This is a genomic window from Kluyvera chengduensis (assembly GCF_044197065.1).
Taxonomy (GTDB): domain Bacteria; phylum Pseudomonadota; class Gammaproteobacteria; order Enterobacterales; family Enterobacteriaceae; genus Kluyvera; species Kluyvera ascorbata_C.
Genome location: NZ_JBIQOI010000002.1, coordinates 427,554 through 448,365, shown reverse-complemented (window position 1 = coordinate 448,365; position 20,812 = coordinate 427,554). Strand labels below are relative to the sequence as shown.

Here is a 20,812-nt window from a genome sequence, read left to right as displayed (position 1 = left end):
CGGAGAGTCTCATGGCGATAGAGACCGAAAAAAATGCGCCACAATTCACACCGGAACCAATGACGGTCAGTATCGGTGTGTTTACCTCTGTGGATAAACGTTTCACGGCAGATGAGTGCATTTCGTTCGCTGACAAAGCGTTATATGCCGCCAAAAGGAGTGGGCGAAACCGAGTTGTTGTCAGTGAGTAACGAAGGGGTAACACTATTGAGTGCTTTCTCTTCTGCTCACAGGTGGTACACTGAAAATGTGATTTCAATCATGACCTGCGTAAAAACGAAAAAGAGATACTGCTATGCAACATATCATTGAAGGGTTCCTCAACTTTCAGAAAGAAGTTTTTCCTCAACGTAAGGAACTCTTCCGCAGCCTGGCGTCCAGCCAGAATCCAAAAGCGCTGTTCATCTCCTGTTCTGACAGCCGTCTGGTCCCTGAACTGGTGACCCAGCAGGAGCCAGGGCAGCTGTTCGTTATCCGTAACGCCGGTAATATCGTGCCGTCCTTCGGCCCGGAGCCGGGTGGGGTATCTGCAACCATTGAGTACGCGGTGGTAGCGCTTGGCATTACCGATATTGTGATTTGTGGCCATTCTAACTGCGGCGCAATGAAAGCGATTGCTACCTGCCAGTGCCTGGAGCCGATGCCGGCTGTTTCCCATTGGCTGCGCTATTCCGATGCCGCTAAAGCGGTTGTTGAGAAGAAAACCTACGCGAACGAAACCGACAAGGTGAACGCGATGGTTGAAGAGAACGTCATTGCGCAGTTGAACAACATCAAAACCCACCCGTCGGTAGCGGTTGGTCTGCGCGATAACGCGATTCGTCTGCATGGCTGGGTGTATGACATTGAAAGCGGTGCTATTCGCGCGCTGGATAAAAACACCAAAACGTTTGTCTCCCTGGCGGATAACCCGGAAGTCTTCTTCGAATAATCCCCCAACGCCGCCTGCGGGCGGCGTTAACGTTTTTTAACCAGTGTGAGCTTGCCGCGTTTTGCCGAACGACGCGGGGTTGCATTGGTTATTACATAGAGAAAAGGTTGCCAGGCCATCGTCTTGTCCTCCGTTGCCGTTGTTTTAAACATGGCAAATCAAGACAGAAGGGCGCTCCTGCAAAAGGATGAATATGGCCCACTATGGTCATGCTTTAGCATGATGACCCGCATCAAGACGGGAACGAATCGCGTCCGTTCTGGTCGTCACTTAGTTACCTTACTCAAACAAAAACATTCAATTCATGCTTCATTAGTGTTACAAATACAGCAAAATATCGTGTGGTCAGCGTCGGGAGGATGCGATGATTCTGGAGAAACTGCGGACACCAAACGGCAAGAAATTCCTGCTGTGTGCTGTGGTGGTATTTACCATTGCTGTGATAGTGGTAGGGCGAGCGACTTTTGGTGGTGTGGTCAGAGAATATAATCTGCCGTACGCCGAGTGGACCACGGGTATGTTTGTGCTGCAGGGCGCGATGGTGATGGTCTATAGCTCGATATTTACCATCCTGTGTTCCATCCCGCTGGGGTTTTATTTCTTAGGTTCCGATAACCAACACTAATCACTTCGGGTGAGAGTCCGTGCTCACCCTATCTGAAATCCTATTGCCATCAGGCCTGACTCCTGACAGGATCAAATTCTCGCTTGCGAAAGTTCTCGTCCATAATGTTCTGATACGTATTGAAAACGTACCGTGACGCTGTGGCTGACTGCGCGGGTGGCGTTTTAGGGAATTAACCCATCCACACGGGGTGTCAGTGAGAATTATTCAGGATAGTTTGCGTAAAAAGCAGTCCCTGCTGATTTCAGGGGCGGTCACCTGTCTGCTTATTTGCCTTGCCGTTTTTTTCTTATACCAACGAACGATATCACAGGTAAACGAAGGCGTTCACGAGCTTCAAAATCAGATGGTGACGCTGTTTAACGATAATGAGCTGATGGCGGAAGCCTCCGGCGTGCGTTATCAGCAGATAAGTCGTCACTACCTGTGTGGTGATGCTGACGTTTTTCAGCCTCGTGGTGATGCCTGGGGGATTAACGCCGATCCGAAAAATATCGATAATCAGCATGGTGCTTTGATAACCCGCAACCCGGAACGCAGCGCCCGCTGCATTTACGTTGCCGCCGAGTACATTCGGGATAAAGTTCGCGCACTGAACCCCGAACAGCATGATATTCATCGCTATATTATTGCCAGCGATGGCCGCTGGTTTTACTGGTTCACCCCAACAGATTCCATCCCGTTTAGCTTTGAAACCTCGCAGATGGCGCACGATCCGACTCATTTTTTCAATGAGCCGGAGATGTTCTACGATCGCGTGCTGCAAAAGAGTGTGCGTAAAAAATCACTCAGCTCGACCACCTTTTACGCCGATAAAATCACCGGCGATAAAGCTTACAGCGTGGTGAGCTATATCTACGATCTCTCGGAAGGAGAGCCGAGCAATCACATCATCGGCTATCTGGCCTACGATCTCTCTCGCGCCGAACTACTGCGAATGCTGACCCTGGCCTTCAATCAGCAGGTGCCATCCGGGCTGATTCTGGGCTATCAAAGCAAACAAACCGGCGAGATGCTGTGTATTACCGGTAATTGCCGTTGGCTGGATAGTTACCGTATTCACACGGTATCGTCGCGCTATGAAATAAAATATGCGCTTCCCGTGTGGCTGTTTATTACGCACAACCCTTATGCACTGGCGATTCTGGCGATGGCGCCGGTGCTGCTGCTTTTACTGTTCCTGCTGATTCGCTATCACCTCAACCACGCCGATCTGCGTTTTTACCGCGACCCGCTGACCGGCTGCTTTACGCGCAATATTTTCGCGCTGATTCAGCAACGTGGGTTGCCCTTTATGACGGTGGTGCTTTTCGACTGCAATAAATTTAAGGCTATCAACGATAACTATGGTCATCAGGCCGGAGACCGGGCGCTACAGGCTATCTCGCAGTGTATGCTGAGCGATGTTCGGGCGAATGGCGATTGGGTTATTCGTAGCGGCGGTGATGAGTTTGTGGTGCTGTTGAGCCGTACTGATATTGCGCATGCGCACATGGTGGCAGAAAGGATTGCGGCAAAGATTGCGGTATTTCCGTTCAACCCGCAGGGACAGTCGGTACCGTTGTCGGTATCCTGGGGCGTTGCGCCGTGCGTAACAACGCTGGATGCAGCGATTCAACAGGCCGACGAAGAGATGTATCAGATGAAGAAGCGTCGCGAGGAAAGGCGATAAGCCGGGCAATGCTCGGCTTATCTCTGGTTTACCACCAGCCTAGCTGAACGCCTACGACGGTAATGACGGCGATGATCAGCATAATAATCGTGGTCTTTCTCATTGTGCTCCTCCCGGCAGCGCGTAACCGCCAATAAAAAACCAGGCCAGAAAGATCACGGCGATAATGAAGATAACGATGGGGAAGGCGATACCCAATCTCATTGTGACATCCTGAATTTTTCCATAAACAGCGCGTATGATACTGTAATTACTCAATCCGTTGGGCGCTAATTTCCGGACGATGACGGAATTTTTTATCCTGATACATTTCGCTATCTGCCGCCCGCAGCGCGCTATCAGGATCCATCACGTTGGGGTCGACCACAATGGCGCCGATGCTGGCACCGGGATAGTGAATCAGCGTATCGCCAAGAAGATAATCACCCACTAGCAGTTGGCGTAGCGTTTCGGCAAAGTGCTCAAGCTGTACCGCTGTACGGGCAAGCGTGGCCACCATAAATTCATCGCCGCCCAACCGGCCAAGCTGGTCGTCGGGGGAGATGCCAAGCTTGAGACGCTGACCCACCTGCTGTAAAAATGCATCGCCCGCCTGATGCCCATAGCAGTCGTTGATCATCTTAAACTTATCGAGGTCGATAAAGGCCAGCATCACCGAGTGGTTTAGGTGTCTCGCAAGCGAGAACAGCGTCTCCAGATTTTCAAAAACGGCACGGCGATTGGGAAGGCCGGTGAGGGCATCGGTATAGGAGTGATAAATCAGCGCGGCGTTCGCCTCCTGAAGCTGGGCGACCAGCGACTCCTTTTCGATATAGCGGGCAATAATGCTGGCAAACAATTGCAGCACGTGTTCGCTATTAAAACTGAGCGGCTTTTGCTTGGTGCTGGTGGCACACAGCGTGCCAAACAGCGAACCGTCGGTCAGGTGAATCGGCGTGCTCAGGAACGTGGTGATACCCAGCGCTTTGGCCGCATCGCAATCGGCCCACTGCTCAGGAACATGGTCACTGTAAAAACAGCCGTCGTCCATCGCGCGCTTACACAGGGTATCGCCCCAGGGAACGGAGAGATTCTCTGGGATGTTCATTTCGCCGCTGTTGCGCGAATACACGATATGCTGCAGGTCGGCCTGGGTATCAATTTTCGTCAGATAGGTGGATTCCATATTGGTCACCAGTTCAAGCATCTCAAGCAGTTGGCGAACAAGACTTTCCAGCGATTGTTCAGTGGCAAGCGTTTGCGATACCCGAGCAAGAATAATATCTGACATGAAAACGAGGGTCCCTACGATAGCGTGAATGGCAGTATTTGCGCCTGAATGCGATCCAGACTCACTAAATTTTATACATTATGTATCCAGAAGGTAAGCACTCTGTGGCTAAAAGGTGTGTAACGGGAGGTTATCTGCTTCTTATTACAGATAAAAAAAAGCCCCATCGGGGGAGATGGGGCAAAATAACTCATTGATTATGGAATGTTCTGTTCTCTGGTCAGTTGAGAACGAAATGTACTTTACGTCGCAAAAGTGTAGTTAATTTGAAGAAATTATGGAGTTTAAAGCTAAATTCCAGTGTGAAACTAAGGAGAAATGATGTCCCGTCGCTACGTTTTACTGCTGCCATTGCTGCTTGCAGGGTGTGCAAAACAGGCTGAACCAGAAGCGCCTTTACCGCCGCAAATCGGTATGGCAAATCCTGCTGCGGTTTACTGTCAGCAGAAAGGGGGAGAAAGCATTCGTCAGGTCAACGCACAGGGTGAATCAAGCCTCTGCAAACTGCCGAATGGTGAAACGATTGAGGAGTGGGCGTTGTGGCGACGCGATCATCCACAGAAAAAATGACAGTACATTCTCTATCCAGTAAACTGCGCACCTAAGATAATTCTGATTAACGAGAGACGTATGTTTTCGCTAAAACCGGGTACCATCGCCGTTATCATCGGTGCCCGTACTGCTGCTGGCCGAGCCAATATTGGTAAGAGTGTTGAACTGTTTGCGCTGATTAACCCAGGAGAGCGTTGCCTGAACCCGGTTAACGGTGTGATGACCGAACTGTCCGCCGATGCGCCGCGTGCGTTGTGGCTGGTTACCGGTGAAGTCAGCGCAGGTGAGGGGCAGCAGGGGTTTGCGTTTGTCCGTTCAGAGTATCTACTGCCATTAACCCCGGATGCGCGGGTTGAGCAAGGGCGCGCGGCCCTGGTGGGATAACGCGATGTCCGCAGACATCGCGTTCAGGGCTTAGCGACTTTTTAGCCAGTCGGCGAGTACGCGCGCATGGTTTTGTGCGGTATTGGCGGCCGCGTAAATCAGCGTTAATCCCTGTTTTTGCGCAATGTCAGCAAGACGCTGGCCTTCGTCCGGGTGGTGCGAAAGCTCTTCGCGGTAATGCTGACAGAAAGTGGCAAAGTCGATGACCTCGCCGTGGTAGGCCTTGCGCAGCTCGGCTGAAGGGGCAAGGTCTTTGCACCATTCATCGTAGATAAGGTTTTCCTTTTTGATGCCACGCGGCCACAACCGGTCGACCAGGACACGGTAACCATCGTCAGGTGCTGCGTCGTCATACACGCGTTTACACTGGATCATATCCTTCCTCCCTTTTTCCATTCGACCATACCACAAAGATTCGTGGGGTTCGCCCTCCGGGTATTGCTAAAGCACGACGACATCGCTAATCTGAGGCTCCTTATGCCGTTCGTCATGTCTGTACATAAGGATCTCCCATGGAAAACTCCGCTACTACCCCTGTTCTTCGCATTGCCCTGGTGGGCGACTACAATGCTGATGTCCTTGCGCATCAGGCCATTCCGCTGGCGCTTGATGACGCCGCTGCGGTGCTGGAACGTCCTATTGAATATCGCTGGGTGGCGACGCGCGATGTGCATAGCGCTGACGCGCTCGCCGATTTTGATGGCATCTGGCTGGTACCGGCGAGCCCGTATCAAAATACCGAAGGTGCGCTGATTGCCGCCCGCTATGCTCGCGAAAATAGTCTGCCGTTTCTTGGGACGTGCGGGGGATTCCAGCACGCCATTCTGGAATACGCGCGTAACGTGATGGGCTGGGAAGATGCCGCGCATGCGGAAACGGATACCGAAGGCCGCATGGTGATTGCGCCGCTTACCTGCTCGCTGGTGGAGAAGAGCGATACCATTGAACTGCGCGCCAACACGCTAATTGCCCGCGCTTACGGTCGTGACAGCATTGAAGAGGGTTATCATTGCAACTACGGCATCTCTGGCGAATTTGCCGATGCCTTGCAGTCACAGGCGCTGCGGGTAACCGGCTGGGATGAAAATGGAGACATTCGTGCGGTGGAACTGGTGACGCATCCGTTCTTCGTGGCCACGCTGTTCCAGCATGAACGTAACGCGCTGGCGGGGCGTCCTGCACCGCTGGTGCAGGCCTTCCTGCACGCCGCAGCCCAGTAAAATCATGTAGGCCGGATAAGGCAACGCCGTCATCCGGCAATGTGCGGCAATATTGCCTGATGGCGCTACGCTTATCAGGCCTACAGGATAGGTTCCCCGACGTCGGGCGGCGTTTTACCCGACGTTAATTTCTCTATTTCGACCGGCAAGCCCGCCAAACACCGCCATGACCAGCGCAACAATTGCCACTGCTATTAATGAGATATGCCATGCGCCTGTTGCGTCATGAATTTTCCCCATCAGCGGCGGTCCGCACGCTGCCAGCAAATAACCCACCGCCTGCGCCATCCCCGACAGGGCGGCGGCCTGATGCGCCGAACTGGCGCGCAGTCCGATAAAGGTCAGGCCCAGAATCATCGTTGCGCCGGAGCCAAAGCCAAAGATAATCGTCCAGAGCACCGCCTGTGAGGGAAAGAGCCAGTAGCCCAGTGCGCTCACAGCGCACATCAGCGCCACGGTAATGGCGATCCCACGTTGATCCTTCATCCGATGCAGGATCAGTGGCACCACAAAACCGGGAGCGGCGGTGGCAAGCTGCAGGAGGCCGTGCAGAGAACCAGCATGCGCTTCGCTGTAGCCCTGGCTAATCAGAATTGCCGGCAGCCAACCGATAATCACGTAGTAGACCAGCGAATTCAGGCCGAGGAACAGCGTCACCTGCCAGGCCAGCGCCGAGCGCCAGATGCCGCGGTTATGCATGGCGCCGCTGCTGGAGATGGCCGTGGTTTTTGCTGCCCGCCATTGCGGCAGCCAGAACAGCAGCGCCAATACGGGAAATACCATCAACATCAGCAGCGCGCCGCGCCAGCCAAAACCGCTTAGCGCAATAGGGACCACCAGCGCTGAACCCAACGCGGCGGCGGCCCCCATGGTGACCGAGTAGGCCCCGGTGAATTTCGCCACCTGGGAGGCAAAATCACGTTTGATTAACCCCGGCAGCAGGACGTTGCCGAGCGCAATCCCGCAGCCAATAATGGCGGTACCGATAAACATCAGCGCGACCGACGGCAGGGAGCGCACGGCGATACCGGCGCAAATCAGCAGCATAGCGATAAACAGGCTGCGCTCCATACCAATACGGCGAGCAACCCCGGCCGCCAGCGGTGAGACCAGGCCAAACGCCAGCAGCGGCAGCGTGGTTAACAGCCCGGTCTGTGCGGTGGTCAGGCCGTATTCAGCGCGAATCGCATCGAGCAAGGGGGCCGCGCCGGTAAAGGTGACACGCAGCGTCGAAGCAATCAATAAAATACCAATAATCAGCAGCCAACGACGGCTGGAAGACGTCACAACATCAGACATAGTCATCTCGACAAAAGAGTGGGAGCACTACAATACCCGGTTTAGCCTTTGCTGAAATCAAGCTAAAATGACAGATTATCGCTAAATTCGGACAAAATGATGCTGGGACTCGGTTTAGGCGGCTATCACCCGGATAGCTATCAGGATGCGGCCGTCGCGTTTGGGGTACAGGTGGCAGAGAGTGAGCAGCATATTCCACGGCATCAGCACCGAAAAGGGCAGCTGATTCTTGCGCTGCGCGGTGCGATTACCTGCGAAGTGGAAAATGCGATGTGGATGGTGCCGCCACAGTTTGCGGTGTGGATCCCCGGTGAAGTGCCGCACAGCAATCGGGCTACGCCGCAGGCGGAACTGTGCTTTTTGTTTATCGAACCCGGTGCGGCGCAGATGCCAGCGCACTGCTGCACGCTGAAGATATCGGCGTTGGTACGCGAGCTGATTTTATCGTTGGCGCAGCGCGATGAAGCGCAGCGGCTGGAGCCAGAAACCCAGCGGCTTATACAGGTTCTGTTTGATGAGCTACCGCAGCAGCCCGAGCAGCAGTTACAGCTGCCGGTCTCCGCGCACCCGAAAATTCGTCTGATGGTCGAGACTATGGAAGCGGAGCCCGCGCAGTGGCAGACGCTGGCGCAGTGGGCGCAGCGCTTTGCCATGAGCGAGCGCAATCTAGCCCGGCTGGTGGTAAAAGAGACCGGGCTGAACTTTCGCCGCTGGCGGCATCAGCTACAGTTGATTCTCGCCCTGCAGATGTTAATACGCGGGCTTAACGTACAGCAGGTGGCGCTATCGCTGGGGTACGACTCCACCACGGCGTTTATCACCATGTTCCGTAAGGGGCTGGGGCAAACGCCGGGGCGCTATCTGGCGGCGCTGACTACGACTTCCCAATAAGCAGCGAGACAAGGCCCGCGGCAATCAATGGCCCCACCGGCACGCCGCGGAACAGCGCGACGCCCAGCACCGTGCCTATCAATAATCCGGCGACCAGATGCGGCTGAGTCCCCATCAGCGTCACGCCGCGCCCGCCGAGCCACGAGACAAATACGCCGACGCCAATGGCAACCAGCGATTTCCAGTTGGCAAACGAGTGTATCAACGTGGAGGCGGGCAGCGTGCCGCTGGCGATGGGCGCCATCACGCTGATGGTTAGAATGATAATTCCGATGCTGAGCCCCTGTTTTTCGACCCACGGGAAGAAGGTGCTTAGCGGGGTGACGCGAAGAATAATCAGAACCAGAATGGAGACGGCGACGGTGGTGTTGTGGCTGATAAAGCCAAGCGCCGCCAGACCCAGAAGGATCAGTAGGGTGGTATCGAGCATAGAGCGGTAATCCTTGCCAGAAAAAGAAAAAAAGACTGCATTATCGTAGCCCGGCGTCGCTGCGCTCGGCCGGGCTACTGGTTTGTCACTCTACTGTACGCAAGAAGCGGGGCGTACACAGGTCTTTTTCAATTTTTATCGAGGATTTCAGGCATTTGCCTGATTATCTGACCAATACCGTTATTAATGGGCTGCCTTCGCGAATAAACAGTGGAATCGTCTCTAACCCGGCAGCGACGGTGATGCGCTGGCCGCCCTGATAGCGTTCTCCGTCGAGACTAACCCAGGCATTACCGCTCGGTAACCAGACATCGCGCTGGCGCTGTCCTGCGTGCATCACCGGCGCAACCAGCAGCTCCTCACCGAACAGATACTGATCTTCCGTTTGCCAGCTTTGTGGTTCGTCAGGGTAGTGCCAGAACAGCGGGCGCATCAGCGGGTCGCCGTGGCGGTGGGCGTTATCGTACAGCGCGTCAATATACGGGCGCAGGCTTTCACGCACGCCAAGCCAGCGCTGCATAATGGCGAAATTCTCTTCACCGTAGCTCCACAGCTCATTAGGCGAACCGCTGTCGCACTGCGGAATACCGTGGCGGTAGCTTTCCGGCGGCTGAACGCGCGGTTCGCGGTAGCCATGCATACGCAGCACCGGGCAGAACACCGCCCACTGGAACCAGCGGATTAGCAGTTCGTGGAAGTCCGGGTCGTGAATGTTACCGCCCTGGAAACCGCCGATATCCGTGGTCCACCACGGGATCCCCGCCAGACCCATATTCAGCCCAGCGGCAAGCTGGTTGCGGAAGGCATGGAACGACGAGTGCACGTCACCTGACCAGGCCAGCACGCCGTAACGTTGGCTTCCGGCCCAGCTGCAGCGCACCAGGTTGACGATATCGCGTTCGCCTGCGTCGTGCAGCCCATCGTAGAAGCCCTGCGCGAAATCGCGCGGGTAGCGGTTGCCCACTTCCAGTACCGGACCGGCATGATAGCGATAGTTATCGAAATCGTAGGCGCGGTACTCTGGCTCGGCTTCATCCAGCCAGAACAGTTTGATACCGAGATCGTAATAATTTTTCTTCACCGTCTCCCAAACGAACTCCCGCGCCTGCGGGTGGGTGGCGTCAAAGAAGGTGGTGTTGCCCATAAAATCGAGATTGACCTGCACTCCGCGATCGCTGGTGACCAGCCAGCCCTTGGCTTTCATGTGTGGGAACAACGGACTGCGCGCTTCTACCGTCGGCCAGACGGAGACCATCAGCTTAATGCCGAGTGATTCCAACTCTTCTACCATCGCTTTCGGGTCTGGCCAGTCAACCGGGTCAAAGCACCAGGTCCCCTGGTTCGGCCAGTGGAAGAAGTCGATAACCATCACCGAGAGCGGTAGCTGGCGGCGATGATATTCACGCGCCACTTCCAGCACTTCTTGCTGATTACGATAGCGCAGCTTGCACTGCCACAGGCCGCTGATAAATTCCGGCGCGGGCGGCGGCGTACCGGTGGCGCGCGCGTATTGACGGGTAATTTGGGCGACGGTATCGCCTGCGGTTATCCAGTAATCCATCTCTTCAGTGACGCGCGCGGTCCACCAGGTGTGGTTTTTCGCCAGCACCGCCTCGCCAATGGCCGGGTTATTCCACAGCAGGCCGTAGCCGAGGCTGGATTGTAAAAACGGCACGCTGGCCTGGGAATTACGCTGGGCTAGCTCCAGCGAACAGCCTTTGAGATCCAGCCACGGCTGCTGGTATTGGCCCATGCCGTACAGCCGCTCGCCATCGCGCGACTCAAAACGCACCGTCAGTTGATACTTACCGCCGGGTAGCGGTTTAAATTCGCGACCGTCAAGCTTCAGGGCGCTGACGTATTTGTCCTGGCTCTTTTCGCTGGCGCCAATTCCCACCGTTGAGCGCTGACGCCACATCTCTTCCAGCAGCAGTTCGCCGCGTTGATTGTAAAACGCCAGTTGCCCCTTGAGATTCAATACTGCGCGAATATTGCCGTGGGTTAAGGTCAGGGTTTCCGCATCCTGCTGAATGACCGCCTGGCCTTCGGCCTGGGGCAGCAACGCATTAAGTTCAGCTTTGAACGCTGGAGCACAGGTGGCGCGGACGCGGAGGCTGTGTTCTCCCCAGGGTTCTACACGTAGTATCTGCCGTTCGAAGCGCCATTCGATAGCGTTTGGATGCTGAATTAGTTCGCTCATGGTTGACTCATCCTTTAACAAGAGATTGGGTTTTCGCGAGATTGATTTCCTGCATGGTGCAGTCGTCGAGCTTGTACCAGCGCAGGGTGATGAATGCGCCCAGTGACAGCAGCCCAGGCACCACGGTAAAGAGGGCGACAATGCAGTGCATCGCCAGCGGCGTTTGTTCCGGCGCGTTGGCGACATAACCGCTGAAGCCAAGCGTCCAGCCGACGATGGCCCCGCTCAGCGCCATACCCAGCTTGAGCACGGCGAGGAAGGTCGAGAAGATAATGCCGTCCATACGCTTACCCTGACGCCATTCGCCGTAGTCGGCGACGTCGGCCATCATCACCCACATCAGGGTGGTGGTGGACTGATAAAGGGTGGAGACGATGAACGTGAGCGGCACCAATACCATGACCGATTTCGGCGCGAAGAACAGCCCAATGCTCAGTACCCCGGCCAGTACGGCGCAGTAGCCGAACATCTGAACTTTGTTGGCGTTGCAGGTCAGGCGTTTAGCTAGCAGGCTACCGGCGGCTTTGCCGATGATGTGCGCGGCCAGCATCCACATAAAGTAAGCGGCGCTGCCGAGGTAGTAGGTGACGAAGTACATCATGGCGCCAAGGCGAATGACGCCGAAGCCGATGTTGGTCATCACCAGGACGGCGACCACGCGCCATTGATCGTTACGCAGCAGGTCGCGCAGTTCAGCGAGGTAGTTGTTGTGAGTGGCCGGGGCCTTAATGCGTTCGCGGGTGTTGGCAAAACAGATCCAGAACATCACCACGGCAACGCAGGCCATGATGGCCATCGCCGAGCGGTAGCCCATCAGTTTGTCATCACCGCCGAGATATTCGGCCAGCGGCATCATAAAGAAGGTCGACATCGCGCCGCCGAGGGTGGCCAGGAAAAAGCGCCAGGATTGCAGCGAGATGCGTTCATCGTTGTCTGGCGTAATGACCGCGCCCATCGAGCAATAGGGAATGTTGATGGCGGTGTACATCAGCATCATGAAGGTGTAGGTGACGCTGGCGAAGATCATTTTGCCAGACATATCCAGCGACTGCGGTACGGCGTAGGTCAGCAGACAGCTCACGCCGAAAGGCAGCGCCAGCCAGAGCATCCACGGACGAAATTTGCCCCATCGCGAGCGGGTACGGTCGGCCAGATAGCCCATTGCCGGGTCGATGATGGCGTCGGCGGTACGCGCCAGTAAAAACATGGTGCCAACGAAGGCGGCAGGCAGGCCAACCACGTCGGTATAATAGAAGGTTAAGAAGATAATGACGTTGTCCAGACCAATATGGCTGGCCATGTCGCCTAATCCATAGCTGATTTTCTCTTTACGGGTAACTTTCATGTTCATCGTATCACCTGGTGTCGTTACAGCACGATTGTGGGGAAAGACGCCATACAGTGTGGATGAATGAGAAAAGTTAACAATTGCGATATTCCGTATTACGCTTACGTAAACTGATTTGCGTGATACCGGTAACAGATTGAATGGGTGTGAATGTAACGACGGGGTGAACCCGGAAAATCGAGAGCAGCGGTGGGGTGCTGTAGGCCGGATAAGCGAAGCGCCATCCGGCAATCGGTGACTGCGTGCCGGATGGCGCTTCGCTTATCCGGCCTACGGTATACGAAACGTCAGGACTGACGGCGGAAAGAGACCAACTCTGGCTGGGCGATACGCAGATAATCTTCAGTATTAAGGATCACCGACTTTTCGAGACTGCCAGCGTTAAACGCGATTTCCTTGAAGCGGTCGAATAGCAGTGGGTCGGCCACCAGACGCAGTGACGGGTGGAAGCTGAATGGCGGAATTGCGCCAAACACGCAGGCGGTGAGGGCATCCACTTCAGCTGGGCTGGCGAGAGACGCCTTTAAGCCGCCGATATGGTGGGCCAGCTGCGCGAGGTCGGCTTGCTGGTCGGCGGCGAGGATAGCCAGTACGTGCTGGTTTACGCCGTTGCCTTTCACCTTGCACACCAGCGCTTTGGCGCCCTGGCCTAGCGCGGTGCCGCGAATTTCAGACACAGCTTCACATTTACCCACGGCATCGTGCGTCATCACGCGATACCGCGCCTGGTGCTCGTCGAGCAGGCCCAAAAGCCGTTGATGAATATCTACAGTGACGGGTTCAATCATTATTTATTCCATGCGTCTGCGCCGAAGCGGTTCTGTTACGCTGTTTATGTTGGTAAAGGCGCCGGTCGGCTATTTTCATCGACTCTTCAAGGGTATCACCAAGGCGCATCTTGTAGGCGCCCCAGGAGAAACTCACGCGGTTTTCGGTGTCGATAAGCGTCAGATGCTCCTGAATACGTTCGGTTATCACCTGCGCTTCGGCTTCTTCGTAGTCAACCAGGATAATACAAAACTCGTCGCCACCCAGGCGAACGCCATAATCGCTCTTGCGGATCGTGGCCGATATCGCTTGTGCTAGCATGATTATCACACGGTCGCCTTCATCGTGGCCCCAGGTATCGTTGATAATCTTCAGCCTGTCGCAGTCGAGCGCTATCACCACAATGCCCACTCCCTGTTCCGTCAGGCGCTGTAAGCGCATGCTCTGCACTGACGAGAGGATCTTACGGTTGTAAAGCCCGGTCAACGCATCGCTGATGTTCTCCTGGCTTACCGTCCGGTAGAGGCGGAAATGCGTGCGAACCAGCTGCAGCAAGGCGGCGGTGGAGATGAGATAAAACAGGAACAGTTTCCACGAACTCAGCAGGAAGTACATCACATCCAGTGACAGCACCACGCGCATATTTTCCGCCAGCGGGTGGCTGTAGTGTACATAGCTCAGCAGGTGAGACGCACTGCGATGGACCACGATATGGGCGTTATTATCGGAATCAATAAATGAGATATCCAGATAGCGCCAGAAATGAGGACGGTCACGGGTATAAAAAATATCATGCAGGTCCTGATGGGACAGATCGACCATCACGATGCCCTGCAGGTTTTCATGATGATAGAGCGGTGTTAAAAACGTTAAGATATTTTTATGAGTAAAGGTATCAATATAGATACTGGATACCACCGTTCGACCAAGGAATAAATTCTCCAGGCTGGCCGGAGATATACCCAGTCGATCGCCATAAAGGAAATTCCAGCTGGTTAACGTTGCGTCATTAATAACTACTGGTGAATTAAAATAGATATATTGATTTACTACATCAATATAATAACGAAAACGTTTCTGCTGGGGTACCACATCGGGTAGGCGGGGTTTCCAGATGGAACTATCATCGATGGCCGAGTCAAAAGCCTCGAGGGCCGGGAGGCTTTGTACCCATTTATCACAGGGGGTTTTGCCCGCAGTAAGCGAGCCGGATAGCATCGAATAGGTGTAGCCATCGATGTTCAGACCGTTAATGCTGCCATGATGCTGTACGCTGGCGCAGGCATGTGCGGCCTCCTCGGCAGTGGGCCGTTCATCCAGTTTTTGAGCAAACTGCGATATAATCAGCTGGTTCTGGTATTTCTCATAGAGAAAGGCCGATTCACCTTTATCGATGATATATCGCATATATTCGGACATATCCCGATGGCTGGCGACTAATTCATAAATCAGGAAAGAGGATGTCAGTATGACAACGCCTGATGAAATGACAAATCGCAGTATTTTATTCTGCAGTTTCATAGTGAAATTATATGTTCTTCCATGTCTGTCTGAATATTAACATGGCGTGCCCGGTATCTCTAGCAATGCATTAGCGATAGAAATGTTTTGAAAACATCGGGGAAGGGGCTGCCTCTGAAGAGACAGCCGGTTAGCGTTATTTTTCACTACTTTGCTTGTGGAACAGCTCACGGAAGACCGGATAAATATCTTCCTGATCGCGAATGTGCTGAATGGCAAAGTTATCAAACGTCTGCTGTAAATGCTCATACTCGCGCCACAGCGTCTGGTGTGCCCGGCGGGTGATTTCGATGTAGCTGTAATACCGCACCACCGGCAGAATTTTCTTCGCCAGAATTTCATGGCACAGCGGGGAGTCGTCCGCCCAGTTATCGCCATCCGACGCTTGGGCGGCGTAAATGTTCCATTGTGCCGGGTCGTAGCGGGCCTTCACCACTTCATCCATCAGCTTCAGCGCACTAGAGACAATTGTGCCGCCGGTTTCCTGCGAGTAGAAGAACTCGTGTTCATCCACCTCTTTGGCCTGGGTATGGTGGCGAATATAGACCACCTCGACGTTTTTATAGGTCCGGCTCAGGAACAGATAGAGCAGGATGTAAAAGCGTTTTGCCATGTCCTTGGTGGATTGATCCATCGAACCCGAGACGTCCATCAGACAGAACATCACCGCCTGACTGGAAGGCTCTGGGCGTTTTTCATAGTTTCTGTAGCGTAAATCAAAGGTGTCGATAAACGGCACGCGGTCGATTTTTGCCCGCAGTTCGGCAATCTCTTTACGCAGACGTTCCTCTTCCAGAAGCTGCGCCGGTTCGCTTTTGGCCACTTCATCCAGCGTGGTTTCCAGCGCGTGCAGTTCGCGACGTTTGCCCGCAGTCATCGCCGTACGGCGGGCGAGGGAGTTTTGCAGCGAGCGAACGACGCTGATATTGGCAGGTACGCCGTTGGCGGTGAAGCCCGCACGGTGCGTTTTATACTCGGTTAGCTGTCGCTGCTGGTTGCGTTTGAGATTCGGCAGCGCCAGGTCTTCAAACAGCAGGTCCAGATACTCATCTTTGGAAATCTGGAACACGAACTCATCCTGGCCCTCGCCATCGGCGCTGGCCTGTCCCTGACCGCTACCGCCACCACCGCCGCCGCCCTGTGGTCGCTCGATACGATCGTTCTGTACGAAGTGGTCGTTGCCGGGATGAACCCGATGCCGCAACCCGCCGCGCCCCTGATGGAACATCGGCTCGTTAATATCATCCGTCGGAATGGAGACAGATTCACCGCTGTCGATATCGGTCACCGAACGTTTGTTGATGGCCTCGGAGATCGACTGTTTTATTTGCGCTTTATAACGGCGCAAGAAGCGCTGGCGGTTAACCGCACTCTTGTTTTTGCCGTTCAGACGCCGGTCAATGAACCAGGTCATAGCCCCTCCTGAACTGCTTTTTGCCAACTTACTGCGCCTGTAAGTGCCGGATGAACCGGCCTACGGGACATTGTTGTCGGTCCGGCAGCGCGAACGCTGCCGGGTACCGTGTGGTTATGACGATTTACGCACGCGCAGATACCATTCACACAACAGGCGAACCTGTTTGCGGGTATAGCCTTTTTCCATCATCCGGTCGACAAAGTCGTCGTGCTTTTTCTGCTCATCGGTTGAGGTCTTCGCGTTAAACGAAATTACCGGCAGCAGCTCTTCGGTATTGGAGAACATTTTCTTCTCAATAACCGTGCGCAGCTTCTCGTAGCTCGTCCAGTTCGGGTTGCGGCCGTTGTTGTGGGCGCGGGCGCGCAGTACGAAGTTGACTATCTCATTACGGAAGTCTTTCGGGTTGCTGATCCCGGCAGGCTTCTCAATTTTCTCCAGTTCAGCGTTCAGCGATTCACGGTCGAACAACTGTCCGGTATCCGGGTCGCGATACTCCTGATCCTGAATCCAGAAATCGGCGTAGGTGACATAACGGTCGAAAATGTTCTGTCCGTATTCCGAGTAGGATTCGAGGTACGCCGTCTGGATCTCTTTACCGATAAACTCGGCGTATTTCGGGATCAGATAGCCTTTGAGGAACTCCAGGTAGCGTTCTGACTGCTCCTGTGGGAACTGCTCGCGTTCGATCTGCTGTTCCAGTACGTAGAACAGATGCACCGGGTTCGCCGCCACTTCGGCCTGATCGAAGTTGAACACGCGCGAGAGGATCTTAAAGGCGAAACGGGTGGAGAGACCGTTCATCCCTTCGTCCACGCCCGCGTAGTCACGGTACTCCTGGTAGGATTTCGCTTTCGGGTCAGTATCCTTCAGGCTTTCACCGTCGTACACGCGCATTTTCGAGTAAATGCTGGAGTTTTCCGGCTCTTTCAGACGCGACAGAATGGAGAAGCGTGACAGCGTTTCCAGCGTGCCAGGGGCGCAAGGCGCATGGGTTAGCTCACTGTTGTTAAGCAGTTTTTCGTAAATCTTGATCTCTTCAGAGATGCGTAAGCAGTAAGGCACCTTGACGATGTAAACACGGTCGAGGAACGCCTCGTTGTTTTTGTTGTTGCGGAAAGTGACCCACTCCGATTCGTTCGAGTGCGCCAGGATAATACCGTTAAAGGGCAGGGCGGAGATCCCTTCGGTCCCGTTGTAGTTCCCTTCCTGGGTGGCCGTCAGCAGTGGATGCAGCACCTTGATGGGCGCTTTAAACATCTCGACGAACTCCATGATCCCCTGGTTGGCGCGGCACAGGGCGCCGGAATAGCCGTAGGCATCCGGGTCGTTCTGCGCGAAGTGTTCCAATTTACGGATATCAACTTTACCGACCAGCGCGGAGATATCCTGGTTGTTTTCATCGCCCGGTTCAGTTTTGGCAATCGCAATCTGTTCAAGGATGGATGGCCAGACTTTCACCACGCGGAATTTGGTAATATCGCCGCCGAACTCGTGCAGGCGCTTAGCAGCCCACGGCGACATAATGGTGCCCAGATAGCGAGTTGGCACGCCGTACTCTTTTTCCAGAATCTGCGCGTCTTCCTGCGGGTTAAACAGGCACAAAGGGTGGTCATTAACCGGGCTGCGCTCGCCGTTGGCGCTCAGCACGTAAATAGGCACGCGCTGCATCAGCGCTTTAAGACGCTCTGCCAGCGAGGATTTACCGCCGCCGACCGGGCCTAATAAGTAGAGGATCTGTTTCTTTTCTTCCAGTCCCTGGGCGGCATGTTTCAAATAGGAGACGATCTGTTCAATCGCTTCTTCCATGCCGTAGAATTCTTCAAACGCCGGATAGCGTCCGATGACTCGGTTCGAAAAGAGACGGGAAAGCCGCGGTTCCTGGGCAGTATCAACCATTACGGGCTCGCCAATAGCGGTTAATAGCCGTTCTGCTGCGTTAGCATAGGCACTGCGATCTTGCCGACAAATGGTAAGAAACTCCTGCAGTGTGAACTCTTCGTCCTTGGCAGCTTCATAGCGCTGGCGATAGTGATCGAATATATTCATGGCATGCCGTCCTTTCATTTTTTAGCACAGGTTAAGAGCCATTGGTATGAATAGTGGGGGCTCCCGGAAGAGGTAAGCCGAACGACGCTCACTCCTTAATCCAGCAACCCTTGTGCCAGGTTGTTGGACGATTAACGGTAACGTGCGCGGCGATTACACCTTCTAAAATTAAGCGTAGATGGCATTTGCAAAACTTGCATGGCGGGAAAAACGATTTTCAATGACATATCAATAACTCATCAAAAAATACGGACATTAATTCTTTTACTATTTTTTACGCTTTCATAGTGCTGTCACGTATTTGCAAGCGTGTTGCCATCAATAGGCGAGATAATGATGAGTCGTATTCTGATATTACAGGTAAAAAATTTGTCGTTGGGCTGTGTGAAAGGTAAACTTCAGCCCGCTGAAATGTTGAAAAAAGGAATGACAGATTGTGAATCGAATCAAACTTCTAGCTTTAGGGGTCCTGATTGCCACTTCTGCTACCGCAGTACAGGCGGAAAGTAAGCTGACTCTGGGTGCGGGTGTCGGGATTGTTGAGCATCCATATAAGCAGTACGACCATGATATTTATCCTGTACCAGTTATCAGCTATGAAGGGGATAACTTCTGGTTCCACGGTCTCGGCGGTGGTTACTATCTGTGGAACGACGGCACTGACCAGCTCTCGCTGATGGGCTACTGGTCTCCGATGTACTTCAAGCCAGGCGACAGTGACAACAGCCAGCTGCGTCGACTGGATAAGCGTAAATCTACCGTGATGGCGGGAGTCTCCTGGATGCACCACACGCAGTATGGTTCTCTGCGTACCGCGCTGTCGGGTGACGTGCTGGATAACAGTAACGGTGTTGTATGGGATACCGCGTGGGTTTATCGCTACACCAACGGTGGCCTGACCTTAACGCCGGGTATCGGTGTTGAGTGGAACAGTGAAAACCAGAACCAGTACTACTACGGCGTTTCGCATCACGAAGCGGCCAAAAGTGGTCTGAGAAGCTACGACCCAAGCAATAGCTGGAACCCGTATCTTGAACTGACCGCCAACTATCGCTTCGCTAACAGCTGGAGCGTATACGGAACCGCGCGCTATACCCGTCTGTCTGACGAAATCACCGACAGCCCGATGGTTGACAAAAGCTGGACCGGCCTGTTGTCTACCGGTGTGACTTACACCTTCTAATCTCCGCTGTCTCCACTATTGTTAAGCCTGCTGCCTTCTAGCGGGCTTTTTTTTGCTCTTTTTTGGTGCGTTTTCTGGCAGGTGCACAATGGCGGGGCGCGAAATCTGGGCATTGAAATTACGTTCCGATGATGGGTTATCCTTTAGGATAGCGAGAAAAAGAGGAGAACATCATGACGGACACTAGCATCATGTTTTGCGGGCAGCGTTTACCAGCGATAGGTCAGGGGACCTGGTATATGGGAGAGCATGCGTCAGCTCGTCGCCAGGAAGTCGAGGCGCTAAAAGCCGGGATTTCGCAGGGATTGACGTTGATTGATACGGCAGAGATGTATGCCGACGGTGGCGCGGAAACGATTGTCGGTGAAGCGATTCGCGGCCAGCGGGATAACGTCTTCCTGGTTTCTAAGGTGTATCCGTGGAATGCGGGCGGTCAAAAAATGGCTGCCGCCTGCGAAGCGAGTTTGCAGCGACTTGGCACGGATTATCTCGATCTTTATCTGTTGCACTGGCGGGGTAGTTTTGCGCTGAAGGAGACGGTGGAAGCGATGCAAGCGCTGGTGGCGGAAGGCAAGATTCGTCACTGGGGCGTGTCAAATCTCGATATCGACGATATGCAAGCGCTGTGGCAAGTCGAGGGTGGCAAGGCGTGTGCGACCAATCAGGTGCTTTACCATCTTGCTTCGCGCGGCATTGAGTACGACCTGATGCCTTGGTGCCAATCGCACGAGGTGCCGGTGATGGCCTACTGCCCGCTCGCTCAGGCTGGACGTTTACGTGACGGTCTTTTTGCTCATCCTGATGTCCAGGCGGTTGCCAGCAACCATCGGGCGACGGTGGCGCAGGTTTTACTGGCGTGGGTGATCCATCATAATGGGGTCATGGCGATCCCAAAAGCGGCCACGATGGCACACGTAAAAGAGAATGCTGAGGCGCTGGCGCTAATACTCACCGCCGAAGAACTGCAGCGACTGGATAAGGCGTTTCGGGCACCGGGGAAAAAAGTGGCGCTGGATGTGGTGTAAATCGAAAAAAACCGGCGCAGCGCGTTGGCT

General features: G+C 54.2%; 21 protein-coding genes. 10 read left to right on the top strand and 11 right to left on the bottom strand.

The window, feature by feature from the left end; translation table 11 throughout:
* Nucleotides 1–11: 11 nt before the first annotated feature.
* The 4 genes from ACH1XZ_RS07795 to ACH1XZ_RS07780 all read left to right on the top strand — a co-directional run bounded on the left by ACH1XZ_RS07795 (nt 12) and on the right by ACH1XZ_RS07780 (nt 3,228).
* Nucleotides 12–191 carry a diguanylate cyclase domain-containing protein gene (locus ACH1XZ_RS07795; protein WP_395595077.1) on the top strand — a complete coding sequence of 60 codons (180 nt, stop codon included), beginning with the start codon at nt 12–14 and terminating at the stop codon, nt 189–191.
* A 104-nt stretch (nt 192–295) separates the two neighbouring features.
* The gene (locus tag ACH1XZ_RS07790) at nt 296–931 is read left to right on the top strand and encodes a carbonic anhydrase (RefSeq protein WP_395595076.1); all 636 of its coding nucleotides are present in this window, start codon (nt 296–298) and stop codon (nt 929–931) included.
* Nucleotides 932–1,295: 364 nt separating this feature from the next.
* Nucleotides 1,296–1,556: a DUF2534 family protein gene (locus ACH1XZ_RS07785; RefSeq protein ID WP_395595075.1), complete on the top strand. Its 261-nt coding sequence runs from the start codon at nt 1,296–1,298 to the stop codon at nt 1,554–1,556.
* 346 nt (nt 1,557–1,902) lie between these two features.
* The gene (locus ACH1XZ_RS07780) at nt 1,903–3,228 is read left to right on the top strand and encodes a GGDEF domain-containing protein (RefSeq protein WP_395595074.1); all 1,326 of its coding nucleotides are present in this window, start codon (nt 1,903–1,905) and stop codon (nt 3,226–3,228) included.
* A gap of 99 nt (nt 3,229–3,327) precedes the next feature.
* On the opposite strand, the gene ACH1XZ_RS07775 is transcribed toward ACH1XZ_RS07780, so the two are convergent.
* Both ACH1XZ_RS07775 and ACH1XZ_RS07770 read right to left on the bottom strand, forming a co-directional pair.
* Nucleotides 3,328–3,432: a YoaK family small membrane protein gene (locus ACH1XZ_RS07775; protein WP_035897158.1), complete on the bottom strand. Its 105-nt coding sequence runs from the start codon at nt 3,430–3,432 to the stop codon at nt 3,328–3,330.
* A 46-nt stretch (nt 3,433–3,478) separates the two neighbouring features.
* Nucleotides 3,479–4,498 carry a sensor domain-containing diguanylate cyclase gene (locus tag ACH1XZ_RS07770; RefSeq protein ID WP_395595073.1) on the bottom strand — a complete coding sequence of 340 codons (1,020 nt, stop codon included), beginning with the start codon at nt 4,496–4,498 and terminating at the stop codon, nt 3,479–3,481.
* Between the two features lie 321 nt (nt 4,499–4,819).
* Here ACH1XZ_RS07770 and ACH1XZ_RS07765 point away from each other — a divergent pair, with 321 nt between their 5' ends.
* Together ACH1XZ_RS07765 and ACH1XZ_RS07760 are read left to right on the top strand one after the other, a co-directional pair.
* Nucleotides 4,820–5,068, top strand: coding sequence for a putative hemolysin (locus ACH1XZ_RS07765; RefSeq protein WP_227675092.1), 249 nt, complete (start codon nt 4,820–4,822; stop codon nt 5,066–5,068).
* A 60-nt stretch (nt 5,069–5,128) separates the two neighbouring features.
* A complete protein-coding gene (locus ACH1XZ_RS07760) occupies nt 5,129–5,434 on the top strand; it encodes a hypothetical protein (protein ID WP_395595072.1) in 306 nt (101 codons plus the stop codon).
* A 30-nt stretch (nt 5,435–5,464) separates the two neighbouring features.
* On the opposite strand, the gene ACH1XZ_RS07755 is transcribed toward ACH1XZ_RS07760, so the two are convergent.
* Nucleotides 5,465–5,809, bottom strand: coding sequence for a DUF488 domain-containing protein (locus ACH1XZ_RS07755; protein WP_395595071.1), 345 nt, complete (start codon nt 5,807–5,809; stop codon nt 5,465–5,467).
* A gap of 137 nt (nt 5,810–5,946) precedes the next feature.
* Here ACH1XZ_RS07755 and ACH1XZ_RS07750 point away from each other — a divergent pair, with 137 nt between their 5' ends.
* Complete coding sequence (locus ACH1XZ_RS07750; RefSeq protein ID WP_395595070.1) at nt 5,947–6,654, top strand: CTP synthase C-terminal region-related (seleno)protein; 708 nt, start codon at nt 5,947–5,949, stop codon at nt 6,652–6,654.
* Between the two features lie 114 nt (nt 6,655–6,768).
* Here ACH1XZ_RS07750 and ACH1XZ_RS07745 read toward each other — a convergent pair whose 3' ends face one another.
* Nucleotides 6,769–7,953 carry a CynX/NimT family MFS transporter gene (locus ACH1XZ_RS07745; protein ID WP_395595069.1) on the bottom strand — a complete coding sequence of 395 codons (1,185 nt, stop codon included), beginning with the start codon at nt 7,951–7,953 and terminating at the stop codon, nt 6,769–6,771.
* A 99-nt stretch (nt 7,954–8,052) separates the two neighbouring features.
* Between ACH1XZ_RS07745 and ACH1XZ_RS07740 the strand changes: the two genes are divergently transcribed.
* A complete protein-coding gene (locus ACH1XZ_RS07740; RefSeq protein WP_395595570.1) occupies nt 8,053–8,844 on the top strand; it encodes an AraC family transcriptional regulator in 792 nt (263 codons plus the stop codon).
* On the opposite strand, the gene ACH1XZ_RS07735 is transcribed toward ACH1XZ_RS07740, so the two are convergent.
* The 7 genes from ACH1XZ_RS07735 to yeaG all read right to left on the bottom strand — a co-directional run bounded on the left by ACH1XZ_RS07735 (nt 8,828) and on the right by yeaG (nt 18,574).
* Nucleotides 8,828–9,274 carry a DUF441 domain-containing protein gene (locus ACH1XZ_RS07735; protein ID WP_395595068.1) on the bottom strand — a complete coding sequence of 149 codons (447 nt, stop codon included), beginning with the start codon at nt 9,272–9,274 and terminating at the stop codon, nt 8,828–8,830. The two genes, ACH1XZ_RS07740 and ACH1XZ_RS07735, sit on opposite strands and share 17 nt — an antisense overlap.
* Nucleotides 9,275–9,437: 163 nt before the next feature.
* Nucleotides 9,438–11,474, bottom strand: coding sequence for a glycoside hydrolase family 31 protein (locus ACH1XZ_RS07730; protein WP_395595067.1), 2,037 nt, complete (start codon nt 11,472–11,474; stop codon nt 9,438–9,440).
* A 7-nt stretch (nt 11,475–11,481) separates the two neighbouring features.
* A complete protein-coding gene (locus ACH1XZ_RS07725) occupies nt 11,482–12,825 on the bottom strand; it encodes a glycoside-pentoside-hexuronide (GPH):cation symporter (protein ID WP_395595066.1) in 1,344 nt (447 codons plus the stop codon).
* A 284-nt stretch (nt 12,826–13,109) separates the two neighbouring features.
* On the bottom strand, nt 13,110–13,610 hold the full coding sequence (locus ACH1XZ_RS07720; RefSeq protein ID WP_395595065.1) for a YbaK/prolyl-tRNA synthetase associated domain-containing protein: 501 nt from the start codon (nt 13,608–13,610) through the stop codon (nt 13,110–13,112).
* The gene (dgcJ, locus tag ACH1XZ_RS07715) at nt 13,603–15,111 is read right to left on the bottom strand and encodes a diguanylate cyclase DgcJ (RefSeq protein WP_395595064.1); all 1,509 of its coding nucleotides are present in this window, start codon (nt 15,109–15,111) and stop codon (nt 13,603–13,605) included. Before dgcJ ends, ACH1XZ_RS07720 begins: the two co-directional genes overlap by 8 nt.
* 136 nt (nt 15,112–15,247) lie before the next feature.
* The gene (locus tag ACH1XZ_RS07710) at nt 15,248–16,525 is read right to left on the bottom strand and encodes a YeaH/YhbH family protein (RefSeq protein WP_395595063.1); all 1,278 of its coding nucleotides are present in this window, start codon (nt 16,523–16,525) and stop codon (nt 15,248–15,250) included.
* A 114-nt stretch (nt 16,526–16,639) separates the two neighbouring features.
* On the bottom strand, nt 16,640–18,574 hold the full coding sequence (gene yeaG / locus ACH1XZ_RS07705) for a protein kinase YeaG (protein WP_395595062.1): 1,935 nt from the start codon (nt 18,572–18,574) through the stop codon (nt 16,640–16,642).
* Nucleotides 18,575–19,010: 436 nt separating this feature from the next.
* Between yeaG and ACH1XZ_RS07700 the strand changes: the two genes are divergently transcribed.
* Together ACH1XZ_RS07700 and ACH1XZ_RS07695 are read left to right on the top strand one after the other, a co-directional pair.
* Complete coding sequence (locus ACH1XZ_RS07700; protein ID WP_395595061.1) at nt 19,011–19,757, top strand: MipA/OmpV family protein; 747 nt, start codon at nt 19,011–19,013, stop codon at nt 19,755–19,757.
* Between the two features lie 173 nt (nt 19,758–19,930).
* Entirely contained in the window at nt 19,931–20,782 is an 852-nt protein-coding gene (locus ACH1XZ_RS07695) for an aldo/keto reductase (protein WP_395595060.1), read from the top strand.
* Nucleotides 20,783–20,812 lie beyond the last annotated feature (30 nt).

Coding starts and splice junctions, on each gene's coding strand:
- ACH1XZ_RS07795 (WP_395595077.1), top strand. CDS start 12: ATGGCGATAGAGACCGAAAAAAATGCGCCACAATTCACACCGGAACCA.
- ACH1XZ_RS07790 (WP_395595076.1), top strand. CDS start 296: ATGCAACATATCATTGAAGGGTTCCTCAACTTTCAGAAAGAAGTTTTT.
- ACH1XZ_RS07785 (WP_395595075.1), top strand. CDS start 1,296: ATGATTCTGGAGAAACTGCGGACACCAAACGGCAAGAAATTCCTGCTG.
- ACH1XZ_RS07780 (WP_395595074.1), top strand. CDS start 1,903: ATGGTGACGCTGTTTAACGATAATGAGCTGATGGCGGAAGCCTCCGGC.
- ACH1XZ_RS07775 (WP_035897158.1), bottom strand. CDS start 3,432: ATGAGATTGGGTATCGCCTTCCCCATCGTTATCTTCATTATCGCCGTG.
- ACH1XZ_RS07770 (WP_395595073.1), bottom strand. CDS start 4,498: ATGTCAGATATTATTCTTGCTCGGGTATCGCAAACGCTTGCCACTGAA.
- ACH1XZ_RS07765 (WP_227675092.1), top strand. CDS start 4,820: ATGTCCCGTCGCTACGTTTTACTGCTGCCATTGCTGCTTGCAGGGTGT.
- ACH1XZ_RS07760 (WP_395595072.1), top strand. CDS start 5,129: ATGTTTTCGCTAAAACCGGGTACCATCGCCGTTATCATCGGTGCCCGT.
- ACH1XZ_RS07755 (WP_395595071.1), bottom strand. CDS start 5,809: ATGATCCAGTGTAAACGCGTGTATGACGACGCAGCACCTGACGATGGT.
- ACH1XZ_RS07750 (WP_395595070.1), top strand. CDS start 5,947: ATGGAAAACTCCGCTACTACCCCTGTTCTTCGCATTGCCCTGGTGGGC.
- ACH1XZ_RS07745 (WP_395595069.1), bottom strand. CDS start 7,953: ATGTCTGATGTTGTGACGTCTTCCAGCCGTCGTTGGCTGCTGATTATT.
- ACH1XZ_RS07740 (WP_395595570.1), top strand. CDS start 8,053: ATGCTGGGACTCGGTTTAGGCGGCTATCACCCGGATAGCTATCAGGAT.
- ACH1XZ_RS07735 (WP_395595068.1), bottom strand. CDS start 9,274: ATGCTCGATACCACCCTACTGATCCTTCTGGGTCTGGCGGCGCTTGGC.
- ACH1XZ_RS07730 (WP_395595067.1), bottom strand. CDS start 11,474: ATGAGCGAACTAATTCAGCATCCAAACGCTATCGAATGGCGCTTCGAA.
- ACH1XZ_RS07725 (WP_395595066.1), bottom strand. CDS start 12,825: ATGAACATGAAAGTTACCCGTAAAGAGAAAATCAGCTATGGATTAGGC.
- ACH1XZ_RS07720 (WP_395595065.1), bottom strand. CDS start 13,610: ATGATTGAACCCGTCACTGTAGATATTCATCAACGGCTTTTGGGCCTG.
- dgcJ (WP_395595064.1), bottom strand. CDS start 15,111: ATGAAACTGCAGAATAAAATACTGCGATTTGTCATTTCATCAGGCGTT.
- ACH1XZ_RS07710 (WP_395595063.1), bottom strand. CDS start 16,525: ATGACCTGGTTCATTGACCGGCGTCTGAACGGCAAAAACAAGAGTGCG.
- yeaG (WP_395595062.1), bottom strand. CDS start 18,574: ATGAATATATTCGATCACTATCGCCAGCGCTATGAAGCTGCCAAGGAC.
- ACH1XZ_RS07695 (WP_395595060.1), top strand. CDS start 19,931: ATGACGGACACTAGCATCATGTTTTGCGGGCAGCGTTTACCAGCGATA.